Raw genomic sequence first — 15,126 nt, 5'->3', positions numbered from 1 at the left:
GCGTTCACAGGCCCGTACCGATCGGCTTGAGGCGCACCCGCACGACCCCGAGTAGGGCGAGGGGATCGAGATACGCTGCCGACCGTCCGGCACCTCTGCGAGCACCCCAGTGCAGACATGCCGTGGCCGGGCACCCCGGGTGTCCGGCCTCGAGTGTCCCGATCGGGTCGCCCCTGCTCACCGGGTCGCCGACGCGAACGGTCGGTCGGACCGGCTCGTAGGTCGTGATGAGTCCGTCGGGATGACTGATGGACACCAGCAGGCGGCCGGCGACCTCGCCGGCGAATCGGATGGTGCCGGCTCCGGCTGCGAGCACGACGACTCCGGGAAGCCCGGCGAGGTCGACCCCGCGGTGGCCCGACTGCCAGCGTTTCTCGGGCAGATCGAAGGCGGTCACCACGGTAGGTGTCGGCGCGAGGGGCGCGACGAACCCGCTGGGCGCGGCATATGCGACCGTGGCCGGCAGTACCCAACACAAGGCGATCGTCACCGCGATCTCGAGGGCTGCGACGCGCAGCCAGTGTCCGAGCCGCACAGGCCGGGGGATGTCCATGAGGATCAGACGCCGCGATGGGCTCGACGGCTCCCGACGCCCGCGGTGTGGGGCGATTTTGTTTTTGCCCCTGTGACCGGCGTAAACTGGCCGACGCACTTCATCCCTGCGATGAAGTGACTTCGCGCGCCCGTACGAGGCCGACTCCGCCGAGCGGAGAGGACGACTTCACAACCACCGCGTGGCGGTCCCGGGAGACCGGGTCCACGTGGTGACGGGTGCCAGGACCGGCGTCGACCGATGCCGGTGACAACTGCGACAAAGGATAGTGACGACATGGCAGTCGTGACCATGAAGCAGCTGCTGGACAGCGGCGCTCATTTCGGGCATCAGACCCGGCGGTGGAACCCGAAGATGAAGCGGTTCATCTTCACCGACCGCAACGGCATCTACATCATCGACCTGCAGCAGACGCTGACCTACATCGACAAGGCCTACGAGTTCGTCAAGGAGACGGTCGCCCACGGTGGCACCATCCTCTTCGTCGGCACCAAGAAGCAGGCCCAGGAGTCGATCGCCGGTGAGGCGACTCGCGTCGGGATGCCCTACGTCAACCAGCGCTGGCTGGGTGGCATGCTCACCAACTTCTCCACCGTCCACAAGCGCCTCCAGCGCCTGAAGGAGCTGGAGACCATGGAGCAGACCGGTGGCTTCGAAGGTCGCACCAAGAAAGAGATCTTGATGCTGACCCGCGAGAAGAACAAGCTCGAGCGGACACTCGGCGGTATCCGCGATATGGCCAAGGTGCCTTCTGCCATTTGGGTGGTGGACACCAACAAGGAGCACATTGCTGTGGGTGAGGCGCGCAAGCTGAACATCCCGGTGATCGCCATCCTCGACACCAATTGCGATCCGGACCTCGTCGACTACCCGATCCCGGGTAACGACGACGCCATCCGCAGTGCCGCACTGCTGACCCGCGTGGTGGCCTCGGCCGTCGCCGAGGGCGTGCAGGCACGTGCCGGCCAGTCCGGTGACGACGCCAAGCCGGAGTCGGGCAGCGGCGAGCCGCTCGCGGAGTGGGAGCAGGAGCTCCTCACCCAGGCCACCGCACCCGCCGACGCCGGTGCCAACCCGGCTCAGTAGCCGACCGCGCACCGACATCTCAACAACCCGCTGAAGGAGGCTCGCCGAGAATGGCGAACTACACCGCTGCCGATGTGAAGCGACTTCGTGAGCTCACCGGCGCTGGAATGCTGGACTGCAAGAACGCCCTCGCCAACAACGACGGTGACTTCGACAAGGCAGTCGAGGAGCTCCGGATCAAGGGCGCCAAGGACGTCGGCAAGCGTGCCGAGCGTTCGACCGCCGAGGGTCTCGTCGCCGCGCGCGACGGCGTCCTCGTCGAGCTGAACTCCGAGACGGACTTCGTCGCCAAGAACGCCGAGTTCCAAGAGTTGGCCGAGAAGGTCGTCGACGCTGCGGTCGCAGCCAAGACCAACGACCTCGACGTCCTCAAGGCCGCCGCCCTCGGCGACGGCACCGTGGACGAGGCGGTTCAGGCGCTCTCGGCCAAGATCGGCGAGAAGCTCGAGCTGCGTCGGGTTGCCTACTACGACGGACCGGTCGCCGTCTACCTGCACAAGCGTGCGTCGGATCTGCCCCCGGCAGTCGGCGTGCTGGTGTCGTACACGGGTGAGGGCGACGCCGCGGCCGAGGCCGCTCGTGGTGCCGCGATGCAGGTCGCTGCACTCAAGGCGCGCTACACCACTCGCGACGAGGTGCCGGCCGACGTGGTCGAGAACGAGCGTCGGATCGCCGAGCAGACCGCGAAGGAAGAGGGCAAGCCGGAGCAGGCGCTGCCGAAGATCGTCGAAGGCCGCGTGAACGGCTTCTTCAAGGACGTCGTCCTCATCGACCAGCCGTCGGTGCAGGACTCCAAGAAGACCGTCAAGGCGATCCTCGAGGAGGCAGGCGTGACCGTGAACGGGTTCACTCGGTTCGAGGTCGGTCAGTCCTGATCTGACGACGAACAGTCACGAACGGCCCCGTACCACGCAGGCGGTGCGGGGCCGTTTCGCGTCCGTCACTACCCGTTGTCGGACAAGCGATCTCTGGCGCACGAGCCGAGTCAGCCATCGATCGTTTCCACCGTGCGCTCGAAATCGTCGACCGTGCAGTCGAATCGATCGACCGTGCGTCGTCGCACCGTGACCCATGAACGGCCGACGTCGAGAAGCGCACGATCGACGGATCGGGGCGCACGGTCGGCGGATCGGGGCGCACGGTCGACGGACCGATCAGCGGCGTCGGGGACCGTTCCAGCCCAATGCCAGTGCCAGCGCAGCGATCACGACGCCGATGCCCGCCAGCGCCCACGAGGTGTGCTGGAACCCGCCGAGGAACGTCCGTGCCGCAACCGAACGGCCGGCGACCGCGAGGTCGTCACGGGACTGCTCCACGACGCGTGCTGCTATGCCTGTCTGACCTGACGACGAGGTCTCACATCCGGGCGCCGGTCGATCGGGATGCGGTGAAGTCAGCTGGGCGGTTGCACAGTCGGCGAACCGATCCGCGACGCTCGTGCGGAACAGCGGTTCGACGGTCGAGTTCTCCAGTGCCGTGGACAGTTCCACCTTCGTGCGGGGCACGGCGTCGTGCGCCTCCGCCGACACCTGGCCGAAGAAGAAGATGGTCACCACGGCCAGGCCGATGGAGGCGCCGATCTGCTGAACCGTCGGAACGCATCCCGATGCCGAACCGATGTTCTCCTCGGAGGTGTCCGACAGGATGGTGGTCTGCAGCGGTGCGACGAACATCCCGGTACCGAGCCCACCGACCACCAGCGGCGCGATCACAGCGGGGATCGACATCGTCCCGGTCTCCGGTGCGAGGGCGAAACCCAGCCAGGTGAACCCTACCGACACGGTCAGCACTGCCAGGCACAACGTGCGCGGTGCGGCGAGACGCTGGACGATGATCGGTGAGACCACCGAACCGACCGCTGCGCCGAGCGCGAACGGCAGCGCGAGCAGCCCCGTCCGCAGAGCCGAATAGCCGAGTCCGAACTGCGCGGAGATCGACACCGTGAAGAAGAAGCCCGCGAACACACTGAAGAACAGCAGCGACAACGTCAGGCCGATGGCGAATCGCCGCGACGCGAACAGATCGGTGCGCAGGAGAGGACTCCCGCCCCGTGCGAGCAGACGACGCTCGACGACGATGAAGGCGGCGAACAACACCACCGCCACGGCCATCATCACCCACAGATGGACCGGCCATCCCTGCTCCCGGCCGACGGCGAGTGGATAGAGAAGTAGGAACAAGCCCGATGTCGAGAGCGCCACGCCGACCAGATCGGGTCGGGCGGGATCGTCATCTCGCAGCTGGGGGAGTCGTCGCCACGCCGCTGCCGTCGCGATGACGGCCAGCGGCACGTTGACGAAGAAGATCGTCCGCCAGCCCCATCCCCACACGTCGGCGGTGACCAGCAGGCCGCCGAGTACCGGTCCCAGCATCGCGGCGAGCCCGGCGATCGCACCGTAGATCCCGAACACGAGCGGATGACGCGACTTCGGGAACAGCCCGGCGATGAGCGCGAGGGTCTGTGCCGACATGAAGGCGGCGCTGACGCCTTGGGTGGCGCGGAAGACGATCAGCTCCGCCGGGGTCTGCGCGAGGCCGCACAGCACGGAGGTGATGGTGAAGGCCACCATCGCCAGCACGAAGATCCGTCGTCGTCCGTACCGTCCACCGAGGGTCGCCGCGGTGAGCAGCGAACAGGCGAAGGCGAGGGTGTAGACGCTGAGGACGAAGAGCTGCTCCGCCGTCGACGCACCGAGATCGACCGTCAGATCCGGCAGTGCGATGTTGACGATCGTCGTGTCCAGCATCTGCATGAACACGCCCAGCAGGCAGCCCGCAAGGGCCACCCACACCGCGCGCGACGACCGGACGTCCGGCTCCCCTGAAGGGATCCGGACGTCGTCGGCCGTCGGGCCGGGGGCGGTCATCGGGTGAGAGCGGGTACCGCCGGTGCGTAATCGCCCTGCTCGGCGACAGCCGTGATGATCTCCACGAACTTGTCGGTGTACTCACGAAGTGCGGTGTGACCGGCCTCGGTGTCGGGGTATAGGTAGGTCAGCGAGGTGACGTCCTTGAAGCGGTTGATCCACATGAAGACCTCCTCGCTGCTCCCGCGGTTGCCGTAGAGGCAGCCGTTGATCGCATCGAACATGTCCACACCCGGCAGTCGCCGGACGTCGACGAACGACACCATCGGCACCGACCAGCCGGGGGTGATGTCCAGCCCGTCCTCGGGACGTGCGAGTTGCAGCACACGGTGCAGCGAGACATCGGTGAGCTTCTTGCCTGCGTCGTAGCTCTGGGCCGCCTCGCTGACGGCAGAGGTGAACGATGTGTCGGAATCGACGGTGACCGGTACCGGGATCAGGCTGGTGAACCAACCGACCGAGCTCAGCTCGGGGCCGGGGCGCCGGGTGCTCTTCGGCGTCATGCCGAGGTAGCCCGATTCGCCGGTGAATTCCGCGTACACGAGTGCGGCGACGGTGAGCAGGCCGGCGGTCACATTCGAGCCGTTGGCCTTGCAGACGTCCTCGAACCGCTGCATCGCGGCCTCGTCGAACACCTGCTGTGACAGGTGCGCACTACGCGTGTGTCCCTCGGACTCCTTGCCGAGTGGCAGCGGGAAGCGGGGGAGATGACCGCCGTGCTCCGACAGCAGCTCGATCCACCGCTGGACCTCGTCCGATTCCCGGGTGAGCTCGCGGGAGATGCCGCGCTCACGCCCGCAGTAGTCGATGTAGCTGCCGACCTCGGGCAGTGCGCCGTCGAGGCCGAAGGCGGCATTCATGTAGAGCGTCATCAACTCGACGCATGTCAGTGCCTGCGAGATGCCGTCGGTGTCGAGGTGATCTACAGCACTGTAGAGCGTGAACCCGCCTTCCCACTCGATCGCGCCGAAGGTGAAGCAGTTCCATTCGAACGGTCCGGGGGTCTCGTCCTGTACGTGTTCGCGGATCTGAGCAGGCGTCGACATCTCACCGTGTTCGGTGTAGCTGACCTCGATGATCTCGGGGTCGACGACGTGCCGCACAATCGCCCCGTCGTTCTCCACCGAGAACCAGGACGTGAACGTGTCGTGCCGACGCAGGAACCGGGTGACCGCGGTGCTCATCGCCTCATGATTGAGGGGAGCCTGAAAGTCGAACGCCTGCAAGCACAGTCGCGAGAAGCGGAAGCCTGCCGAACGATTGCGGAGCGCTGCGCGGAGGTACTCCTCCTGCTGATGCGAGGCCGGCACGGGATGAGCAGGTGCCTGTGCGCCCGCCTTCTTGGCGTCGTCCGACAGGGTCCAGCTCGTCAGCCGTCCGGTGCGCGGGGTCCACTCGTCGATGAGACCGAAACTGACCATGAATCCACCTCGTTTCGCTCTGTTACGCCGAGCGGAACCTCCCCCCGACATTCACCGCGTGGATGCGTGGCAGTTCACGCAGCGGAAGCTACCGTACGGTAACTTCTGTTGTGGCGCAACAGTCATTGGACCCGTTTAGTGATCGAAAACCGTTGTTCGCGAATAGATTCAGTTGGACGATAGTCCAACTTGGTCTCGGCCGGGACGGTGGACAAGCGGTTGCGTCGTACGGCAGACTCCGACCATCCGGGGACCGGGGTGACAGGCTGCATGGGGGAGTGTGGGATGGATTGGGCTGTGCCGGGATCGGCTGTCGACCGGCGGTGTCGCCGTGGTGTCCGCGTGGCGACGGGAGCGGGATTCCTGGCGGTGGTGGGCATTGTCGCCACCGTGCTCGCACCAGCGCGCGCAGAGGCTGCACCGACGGCCCGCATCGTCTCCGAACATGTTGTGACACAACATGAGATCGATCTCAACGTGCGGTCCTCGTCGATGCGGACCGTGATCCCGGTCAAGGTGATCCCGGCGCCCGGTGGGGCGTCGGCGCCCACTCTGTATCTCCTCAACGGCGCAGCCGGTGGCGACGGTGGGAGCAGTTGGTTCGACCAGACCGACATCCGCTCGTTCTTCGCCAAGGAGAACGTGAACGTCGTCGTGCCGATCGGTGGTGCGGCGAGCTACTTCACCGACTGGCGCCGACCGGATCCACACCTCGGTGTGCAGAAGTGGGCCACGTTCCTGACCAAGGAACTGCCGGCAGTGGTGAACCGTCGGTTCGAGACCACCGGCCGCAATGCGATCGCGGGGATCTCGATGGCCGGTACTTCGGTGTTCCAGCTGTCGCTCCGTGCGCCGAAGCTCTATCAGGCCATCGGATCGTTCAGTGGGTGCGCGCAGACCAGCGACCCGGCCGGGCAAGCTGCCGTTCGTCTGGTCGTGGAGGGTCGCGGGGGCGGCAACACGGTCAACATGTGGGGCCCGCCGAGCGACCCCGAATGGCGGGCGAACGATCCGTACCTGCAGGTCGAGAAGTTCCGCGGTAAGTCGATCTACATCTCCAACGGTTCGGGCGACCCCGGTCGCTACGACACCATCAACGGTCCCGGGATCGAGGGGAACCGGAGCAAGCTGGTCGAGCAGATCGCCGTGGGAGCGGTGATCGAGAAGGCGACCAACGAGTGCACCCGCAGCCTGCAGCGCAAGATGGCGCAGCAGGGGGTGCCTGCGACATTCCATCTGTATCAGGGCGGCACGCATGCGTGGCCCTACTGGCAGGACGAATTGCACCGGGCCTGGCCGCAGTTCCGGGCGGTGCTCGCGGGGTGACCCAACAGCGTCGACGTCCAGCGGTCTGGCCGGCCCATCGAGATCACGGAGGTAGCTCCATGACCATCGCGTCGATGCCCGACTCAGCGACCTGGCTCGAGACGAACACCTGGGATCGTCCCGATTGGACGATCGACGAACTCGTCTCATCCAAGCGCGGGCGCACCATCTCGGTGGTGCTCCCCGCGCTGAACGAAGAAGCAACCGTCCGATCCGTGGTCGAGAGCATCGCACCACTGTCTGGATCGCTGATCGACGAGATCGTCGTGGTCGATTCCGGTTCGACCGATGCCACCATCGACGAGGCGATCGCCGCGGGTGCGCGGGTCGAGACCCGGGAGACGGCGCTCCCCGGCGTCGACATCCGGCCCGGCAAGGGTGAGGTCCTCTGGCGTTCACTCGCCGCGACGACCGGCGACATCATCGTGTTCGTCGACAGCGACCTCATCGACCCCGACCCGATGTACGTCCCGAACCTGGTCGGTCCGCTGCTGAGCAATCCGGACCTGCACCTGGTCAAGGGTTACTACCGCAGACCGTTCACCGGCACCTCCGGTGTGGAGCCGTCGGGAGGCGGTCGCGTGACCGAGTTGGTGGTCCGTCCGTTGGTCGCGGCCCTGCGACCCGATCTCTCCGGGGTCATCCAGCCGCTCGCGGGGGAGTACGCGGGCACGCGCGAGCTGCTGACATCGGTCCCGTTCGCCTCCGGCTACGGAGTCGAGATCGGTCTGGTCGTCGACACCGTGAAACGCCACGGCATCGACGCCATCGGCCAGGTGAACCTCGGGGTCCGCCGTCACCGCAACCGCCCGATTCACGAACTCGGCGTGATGTCCCGACAGATCGTCGCGACATTGCTCGACCGACTGGGCATCGAGGACTCCGGAAGTCCGCTGACCCAATTCGTGATGGAGGACGGCGGTCACCAACTCCGTCGTTCGTATCCGGCGGTCGAGGACCGGCCCGCGATGAACTCGATGCTGGTCGACCCGGTACGCATCGCCAGCAACTGAGGTATCTGCTCGGTTCGTCGCCGTATCGGCCCTCGGGGCCTCGGTGCCGCGCTCGCACACGCGGCTCATCATTGCGCTTCGGAAGCGATCGGTGATGTGCTGCCATCGACCGGTCACCCGGGGACATAGGATGTTGGCTGAACCGACGGATGAGGATGTTGATGAGCGAAACCCCCGAGACGCAACAACCCAGCCGGTCCGGCTTCCACCGGGTGCTCCTCAAGCTGGGCGGGGAGATGTTCGGCGGCGGTGGTGTCGGACTGGACCCCGACGTGGTCGCGACGGTCGCCGACCAGATCGCCGAGGTGGTCGCCACCGGTGTCCAGGTGGCGGTCGTGATCGGTGGTGGTAACTTCTTCCGCGGCGCCGAACTGCAGCAACACGGTCTCGACCGTGCGCGGTCGGACTACATGGGAATGCTCGGTACCGTGATGAACTGCCTTGCGCTGCAAGACTTCCTGGAGAAGCGCGGAGTCTCCACCCGGGTGCAGACGGCGATCACGATGGGTCAGGTCGCCGAGCCGTACCTGCCGTTGCGCGCACAGCGTCATCTCGAGAAGGGGCGCGTCGTCATCTTCGGCGCCGGCATGGGCATGCCGTACTTCTCGACCGACACCACCGCCGCCCAGCGCGCACTCGAGATCAAGGCCGAGGTCGTACTCATGGCGAAGGCCGTCGACGGTGTCTACAGCGCCGACCCGCGACTCGACCCGAACGCGACCCTCTTCCGTGAGATCACGCATCAGCAGGTGCTGGAGAAACAACTCAAGGTCGCCGACGCGACCGCGTTCAGCCTCTGTATGGACAACAAGATGCCCATGCTGGTGTTCAATCTCCTGAGGAACGGCAACATCGCCCGCGCGGTCGCGGGTGAGCAGATCGGCACCCTGGTCAGCACATGACCGCCTGACGGTCGAGGGTCGCGTGCCATCGGGGGTCGAGCGGCCCGACCGACGGCGTGTCCTCGGAGCGCAGCACCACACATTCGCGAGCGAGAGAAAACAGGACGAACATGATCGACGACGCGTTGCTCGATGCCGAAGAGAAGATGGAGAAGGCGGTGGGCGTCGCCCGTGACGACATGGGCTCCATCCGCACCGGCCGGGCGAACCCGGCGATGTTCAACAAGGTGCACATCGAGTATTACGGCGCACTGACCCCGATCACGCAGGTCGCGAGTATCAACACCCCTGAGGCGCGTCTCGTCGTCATCAAGCCGTACGAGGCCTCCAGCCTCCGCGACATCGAGACCGCGATCCGCAACTCGGACCTGGGCGTGAACCCCACCAACGACGGCACCATCATCCGTGTCGCGATCCCTCAGCTGACCGAGGATCGCCGTAAGGAGCTGGTCAAGCAGGCCAAGTCCAAGGGCGAGGACGCCAAGGTCTCGATCCGCAACGTGCGGCGCAAGGCAGCCGACGAACTCAAGCGCATCCAGAAGGACGGCGAGGCAGGTGAGGACGAGGTCTCGCGGGCCGAGAAGGATCTGGACAAGACCACGGCGACCTATGTCGCGCAGGTCGACGAGCTGGTCAAGCACAAAGAGAACGAATTGCTCGAGGTGTGAGTGCCGATCGGCACCCCACCCGACCCTCGGACACGATGACCACCGATTCGCCCCCAGATCGGACCCCGGCAGACGAGCCGGGGGATTCGTCGACCCCTGCCGCCCCCTCGTCCGGCGCCGGCGCCGCCGCAACGCCGGAAGCCAAGAAGTCGCCGGAACCCAAGAAGTCCCGCGCCGGGCGTGACCTGCCGGCCGCGATCGGCGTCGGTGGCTCGCTGGGTATCGGCATCATCCTGATCCTGATCTTCGTCCCGACCGTCTGGTACGCCGTCGTCGCGGTCTCCTTCGCCGTGGCGACCTGGGAGGTCGCCAAGCGTTTGCGCGACGGTGGCTACGACATCGCGCTATGGCCCTTGCTCGTCGGCGGACAGGCGATCATCTGGTCCAGCTGGCCGTGGGGGCAGACCGGTGTGCTGGTCGCCTTCGCGGCGACGGTCCTGGTGGCCATGGTCTGGAAGTTGTTGGCGCAGGGGATCAGCAACGCGCCGGAGAACTATCTCCGCAACCTGGCCGCGACGGTTCTGGTGTTGGCGTGGTTGCCGCTGTTGGCATCATTCGGTGCGCACATGGTGGTCCAGGATCACGGCGCCGCGCGCGTCGCCACGCTGATGGTCGTCGTGGTGTGCTCGGACGTCGGCGGTTACGCCGCGGGAGTCCTCTTCGGCAAGCATCCGATGGCCCCGGCGATCAGCCCGAAGAAGTCCTGGGAGGGGCTGGTCGGCTCGCTGGTGGTCGGAACCACCGGCGCGATCTGCTGCGTCGTGTTCCTGCTCGGCAGTCACTGGTGGATCGGCGCGATCCTCGGCCCGGTCCTGGTCGTGTGCGCCACGTTGGGCGACCTGGTCGAGTCCCAGGTGAAGCGCGATCTCGGCATCAAGGACATGGGCAGTCTGCTGCCCGGCCACGGCGGCATCATGGACCGGCTCGACTCGCTGCTGCCGTCGGCGCTCATCGTGTGGGCGGTGCTGACCGCCCTCCTGTGACGGCCGGTCCGACGGACCGGTGCGAACCGCTGGAGCGGGGCGCGACTATTTGCGTGCCCTCTTCAGCGCGCGGCTCATCTGCAGCATCCGGAGGCCGCCGACCAACGCGGTGATCAGCGCGCCGGCGATCGCCGCGATGAGCAGGCTGACGCCGAGCGGTAGGTTGACCTCCCAGAAGATGAGCATGATCTGCTCGGACCGCAGGTTCTGCAGGATGAAGACCAGCAGCAGGATCATCAGCAACGCACCGATGACGAGTCCGAAGAACGTCGCGCGGGTACGCGTGTGCTCGATGTCGCGGACCTTGGTGCGGAGGGCGTTCCGCTCGGCGAGCAACTTGCGGTGCTCTGGATCGTGCTCCGGTGCGCCGGCGGGATCGACGGGCGAGGCCGTGGCGTCGTGCGGCTGCGGTTCCGGTGTGGTCATGACGCCATCATGACATGCCACAATGGTCTGATGCCGTCATTGCCCCTGGTGTTCGACGCGCCGAAACGCGGCCGTCCACCGACCCACTTCGCAGACCTCGACGCGGAGGCGCGGATCGCCGCGCTCGCCGAACTCGGTCTGCCCAAGTTCCGGGCGAATCAGCTGGCGCGGCAGTACTTCGGCCGACTCAACAGCGACGTCGCGGAGATGAGCGATGTGCCCGCCTCGGTGCGGGACGAACTCGGCGCTCGACTCTTCCCGCCGTTGCTCACGCCGGTGCGCCACATCGCCGCCGACGACGGCGACACCCGGAAGACCTTGTGGCGACTGCATGACGGCACTCTCTTGGAGAGTGTCCTGATGCGCTACCCCGACCGCGCGACGCTGTGCATCTCGAGCCAGGCAGGGTGTGGGATGGCGTGCCCGTTCTGTGCGACCGGTCAGGGCGGTCTCGATCGGAACCTCTCGACCGGCGAGATCGTCGATCAGGTGCGGGCCGCTGCCCGCGTACTCCGCGACGGCGAGTTCGGTGCGCCGGGACGTCTGTCCAATGTGGTCTTCATGGGTATGGGAGAGCCGCTGGCCAACTACAAGCGGGTGGTCGACGCCGTGCGCCAGATCACGTCGCCGGTTCCCGACGGTCTCGGCATCTCGGCTCGGTCGGTGACCGTGTCGACGGTCGGACTGGCACCGGCCATCCGGCGCCTCGCGGACGAAGGGCTGGCGGTCACCCTGGCGGTGTCACTGCACACCCCCGACGACGAGTTGCGGGACACCTTGGTCCCGGTGAACAACCGTTGGTCGGTGCAGGAGGTCCTCGACGCGGCGCGCTATTACGCCGACACCACGGGACGTCGCGTGTCGATCGAGTACGCGTTGATCCGTGACGTCAACGACCAACCGTGGCGGGCGGACATGTTGGGGCAGAAGCTCCGTCGAGCCCTGGGCTCCCTCGTCCACGTCAACCTGATCCCGCTCAACCCGACTCCGGGATCGGAGTGGGATGCCAGCCCGAAGCCGGTGGAACGCGAGTTCGTCCGACGGGTCCAGGCGACCGGTGTCTCGTGCACGGTCCGCGACACCCGCGGTCAGGAGATCGCCGCGGCGTGTGGCCAGTTGGCCGCCGAGGAGCGCTGACACCACTCGTTTGACGGCGCTGCCTCGCTCGGTGCTCGGCGGTTGACTCAGCCCGTTGCCGTTGCTGTCGTCGCGGTGGAGGAGACCCGTGGCAGGATCAGCCACGCCGCCAGACTCCCGACCACCAGAAGCGCCGCCCCGGCGGCGAAGGCCGCTTGATAGCCGGTGCGAATGTCGGTGCACGCGGCGGCGATGGTGACCAGGACCGCCAGGCCGATCGACCCACCCAACTGTCGGGAACTGTTGAGCACCCCTGACGCTGCCCCGGCATCGGCTGGGGCGACGCCGCTGGTACCGGCGCTGCCGATGAGCATGAGTGAGCCGCCGATGCCGATGGCGGCGAAGATCGAGGGCAGGATGATTCCCAACCAGAAGTCGAACTCCGAGGACATCGTGGCGAACAGCGCCAGGCCGACCGCACCGACGATCCCGAGCAGCGTCAGGGTCGCCCGCGTCCCGATTGCGGCGGAGAGTTTCCCGGCGATGATGATGCCGAGGACGATGAACGCGCAGAACGGCAAGAACAGCACCCCTGCGATGACGGGTTCGACACCCCAGATGGTCTGGATGTACAGCGAACAGAAGTAGAACGCGGCCAGCTGGCCGGCGGACAGCATGAATCCGAAGACGTTGGCGCCCACTATGCTCCGCGTCCCGAGCACTCGCATCGGCATCAACGGATGTGTGATCGTCCGCTCGACGACGACGAAGGCCGCGATCAGGACGATGCCCACGGTGATCCCGATGATGGTTGACGGGGCGGACCACCCGTTGTCGGTGCTGGAGGTGACTGCGTAGACGAGCGCCGCCACACCCGTGGTGACGAGGGCGGCGCCCCAGATGTCGAGGGTCACGTCGGTGCGACGGCGGGTGGATGCGACCCCCGCAAGACATGCGACCACGGCGATCGCGACGATCGGAAGGTTCACGAAGAGCACTGCGCGCCAGCTGAACCAGTCGGTCAGGATGCCACTGAGAACGACTCCGACCGCGCCGCCCGCTGCACCGGCACCGCCCCAGATCCCCATCGCCTTCTTCTTCGCAGCGGGTTCCTCGATGCCGCTGACCAGCGCCAGCGACACCGGCGCGAGCATTGCCCCGGCGATGCCCTGAGCTGCGCGTGCAGTGACGAGAACCCATGGCGTGGTGGCACATCCGCCGACGATGCTGGCGATCCCGAAGACCGTCAGGCCTGCCAGGATCACCGGTCGGCGCCCCCACAGGTCGCCGAGGCGTCCACCGAGCAACATGAATCCGGCAAAGGTGAGCAGATACGCCGTGACAACCCATTGCAGGCCGGCGGCACTGAAACCGAGATCGGATCTGATGGCCGGCAGCGCGATGTTGAGCAACGACATGTCGAGTGCGACCAGGAACTGTAGGACGAAGACGGTCGTCAGCAGAGCGCCCCGCCGTGCTGCGACGGCCGAGATGTCGGTGGTGGTCATGCGGATCCTTTCGCATTCGTACGCGTACGAAACCGTACGCGTACGACACCCCGTCTGCCAACCCGATGTGACGTGCCGCATGATGGGTGGATGCCTCCCGTGCCCGCACTCGACCGCGCAACGATCGTCGACACCGCCGTGGAGATCCTCGAGCGCGACGGGGTCGACGGGCTCAGCATGCGTCGGCTCGCCACCGCACTGGGGTCCAAGCCGATGACGCTGTACCACTACGTCCCGAACAAATCGGCGCTGCTGTCGATGGCGTTGTCGGAGATCGCCTCCCGGATTCCCTGGCAGGCGCCGGCGGGCGAACCTCGTGATCGGATGGTCGGCATCGCCGTCGACATGTACGTGAAGCTGGGGGAGATCCCCTGGATCGTCGCGATCCTGCGACAGGGCACCAACATCGGGACCCCCGCGCTCGTTCTTGCAGACCAGTTCCTGACCGCGGGCACAGAAGCGGGACTGGACGAGCTCGCCGCGGTGAGCCTATGGCGGTCGGTGTGGTACCTGGTCGCATCCGAACTGCAGTGGCAGCACACGCTTGCCGCACGCGCTGCCGACGAACGGTCCTGGTTCGAATCGATCGATCCGACCGAGTTGGACCACGTTCCCACCATTCAGGCGATGATCCGGGACTGGGCAGATTTCTCCGGACGGTACGACCTCCGGAGCGCGATCTCCGATCAGATCGATGGGGCCCTGTCCCGCGTCGCAGGCTGAGCACGTCGGAATGCGCGCGCGCAGAATGGGTCGCGGAACACCCGACTCGGACACCTGTGATGACGATGGGCCCGTGAGACGACGAATCCACCCGCGAGATCACGGGTGGATCGAGTCGCTGCGGCCCTCGGCCGCGGTGTGCTTCGCTGCGGACACGGCCGCAGCGGTCACCTCAGCGGTGCTGCCACTTGCCGCGCTTGGGCAGCGTGTTCTTGAGCAGGAAGTAGGCGAGCACGATCGCGCCGCCGATGAGGTAGAGGTCCTCGACATGGCCGATGTGGTTGCCGATCAGCATCCCGAGCAGGGCGAGAACGCAGAACCAGCCGGCGATCGCGAAGGTCTTGCGGCCCTGGCCGTGCCATCCGAAGCGCGCCGACGGTGCATCCGCGGGCTCGCGCACCCATCCGGTGTCGACCTCGTCATGGTGCTCGACCTCGGTGCTTGCCACGATGGCTCCTCACTGCGCGGACGTCAGAAGTCTGACAGTCGGTAGTAGTTCGGGATCAGCATAACCCGAACCCGTGCGCGGGTCGGCGGCACCGGGCGGGATGCGCGCGACGCGACGTACCGATC

General features: G+C 66.5%; 15 protein-coding genes. 9 read left to right on the top strand and 6 right to left on the bottom strand.

Going from position 1 to position 15,126, the window contains the following annotated elements:
* Positions 1 to 4: 4 nt before the first annotated feature.
* Positions 5 to 553: a M23 family metallopeptidase gene (locus GS4_RS14050; protein WP_007621605.1), complete on the bottom strand. Its 549-nt coding sequence runs from the start codon at positions 551 to 553 to the stop codon at positions 5 to 7.
* Between the two features lie 276 nt (positions 554 to 829).
* Here GS4_RS14050 and rpsB point away from each other — a divergent pair, with 276 nt between their 5' ends.
* Positions 830 to 1,639 (top strand): 30S ribosomal protein S2, encoded by an 810-nt coding sequence (gene rpsB, locus GS4_RS14045; RefSeq protein ID WP_007621604.1) that lies wholly within the window; start codon positions 830 to 832, stop codon positions 1,637 to 1,639.
* Positions 1,640 to 1,689: 50 nt separating this feature from the next.
* A complete protein-coding gene (gene tsf / locus GS4_RS14040) occupies positions 1,690 to 2,514 on the top strand; it encodes a translation elongation factor Ts (protein WP_007621602.1) in 825 nt (274 codons plus the stop codon).
* A 279-nt stretch (positions 2,515 to 2,793) separates the two neighbouring features.
* On the opposite strand, the gene GS4_RS14035 is transcribed toward tsf, so the two are convergent.
* Both GS4_RS14035 and GS4_RS14030 read right to left on the bottom strand, forming a co-directional pair.
* Positions 2,794 to 4,506: a DHA2 family efflux MFS transporter permease subunit gene (locus GS4_RS14035; RefSeq protein ID WP_007621601.1), complete on the bottom strand. Its 1,713-nt coding sequence runs from the start codon at positions 4,504 to 4,506 to the stop codon at positions 2,794 to 2,796.
* Complete coding sequence (locus GS4_RS14030; protein ID WP_007621597.1) at positions 4,503 to 5,927, bottom strand: condensation domain-containing protein; 1,425 nt, start codon at positions 5,925 to 5,927, stop codon at positions 4,503 to 4,505. The genes GS4_RS14035 and GS4_RS14030 overlap by 4 nt, the downstream gene beginning before the upstream one ends.
* Before the next feature lie 285 nt (positions 5,928 to 6,212).
* Here GS4_RS14030 and GS4_RS14025 point away from each other — a divergent pair, with 285 nt between their 5' ends.
* The 5 genes from GS4_RS14025 (at position 6,213) to GS4_RS14005 (ending at position 10,819) form a co-directional block, all read left to right on the top strand.
* The gene (locus GS4_RS14025) at positions 6,213 to 7,253 is read left to right on the top strand and encodes an alpha/beta hydrolase (protein ID WP_040510550.1); all 1,041 of its coding nucleotides are present in this window, start codon (positions 6,213 to 6,215) and stop codon (positions 7,251 to 7,253) included.
* A gap of 59 nt (positions 7,254 to 7,312) precedes the next feature.
* The gene (locus tag GS4_RS14020) at positions 7,313 to 8,266 is read left to right on the top strand and encodes a glucosyl-3-phosphoglycerate synthase (protein ID WP_007621595.1); all 954 of its coding nucleotides are present in this window, start codon (positions 7,313 to 7,315) and stop codon (positions 8,264 to 8,266) included.
* A 161-nt stretch (positions 8,267 to 8,427) separates the two neighbouring features.
* Complete coding sequence (gene pyrH, locus GS4_RS14015; protein WP_007621594.1) at positions 8,428 to 9,168, top strand: UMP kinase; 741 nt, start codon at positions 8,428 to 8,430, stop codon at positions 9,166 to 9,168.
* Positions 9,169 to 9,278: 110 nt separating this feature from the next.
* Positions 9,279 to 9,836, top strand: a complete 558-nt coding sequence (gene frr, locus GS4_RS14010; protein WP_007621593.1) for a ribosome recycling factor — start codon at positions 9,279 to 9,281, stop codon at positions 9,834 to 9,836.
* 35 nt (positions 9,837 to 9,871) lie between these two features.
* The gene (locus GS4_RS14005) at positions 9,872 to 10,819 is read left to right on the top strand and encodes a phosphatidate cytidylyltransferase (protein WP_051989734.1); all 948 of its coding nucleotides are present in this window, start codon (positions 9,872 to 9,874) and stop codon (positions 10,817 to 10,819) included.
* A gap of 45 nt (positions 10,820 to 10,864) precedes the next feature.
* Here GS4_RS14005 and GS4_RS14000 read toward each other — a convergent pair whose 3' ends face one another.
* Positions 10,865 to 11,245, bottom strand: coding sequence for a LapA family protein (locus GS4_RS14000; RefSeq protein ID WP_007621587.1), 381 nt, complete (start codon positions 11,243 to 11,245; stop codon positions 10,865 to 10,867).
* Positions 11,246 to 11,275: 30 nt separating this feature from the next.
* On the opposite strand from GS4_RS14000, the gene rlmN reads away from it, so the two are divergent.
* Entirely contained in the window at positions 11,276 to 12,382 is a 1,107-nt protein-coding gene (gene rlmN / locus GS4_RS13995; protein WP_040510585.1) for a dual-specificity RNA methyltransferase RlmN, read from the top strand.
* A gap of 47 nt (positions 12,383 to 12,429) precedes the next feature.
* Here the strand turns inward: rlmN and GS4_RS13990 are convergent, their stop codons facing one another.
* Positions 12,430 to 13,830: an MFS transporter gene (locus GS4_RS13990; protein WP_007621580.1), complete on the bottom strand. Its 1,401-nt coding sequence runs from the start codon at positions 13,828 to 13,830 to the stop codon at positions 12,430 to 12,432.
* A 90-nt stretch (positions 13,831 to 13,920) separates the two neighbouring features.
* Between GS4_RS13990 and GS4_RS13985 the strand changes: the two genes are divergently transcribed.
* Positions 13,921 to 14,553 carry a TetR/AcrR family transcriptional regulator gene (locus GS4_RS13985; RefSeq protein WP_007621578.1) on the top strand — a complete coding sequence of 211 codons (633 nt, stop codon included), beginning with the start codon at positions 13,921 to 13,923 and terminating at the stop codon, positions 14,551 to 14,553.
* A 172-nt stretch (positions 14,554 to 14,725) separates the two neighbouring features.
* Here the strand turns inward: GS4_RS13985 and GS4_RS13980 are convergent, their stop codons facing one another.
* Positions 14,726 to 15,001, bottom strand: coding sequence for a DUF2631 domain-containing protein (locus GS4_RS13980; RefSeq protein WP_007621576.1), 276 nt, complete (start codon positions 14,999 to 15,001; stop codon positions 14,726 to 14,728).
* Positions 15,002 to 15,126 lie beyond the last annotated feature (125 nt).

Source organism: Gordonia soli NBRC 108243 (assembly GCF_000334455.1).
GTDB classification, from domain to species: Bacteria; Actinomycetota; Actinomycetes; order Mycobacteriales; family Mycobacteriaceae; genus Gordonia; species Gordonia soli.
Note: the sequence above shows the minus strand (reverse complement) of the source record. Positions and strands in the feature narration are given on the sequence as shown.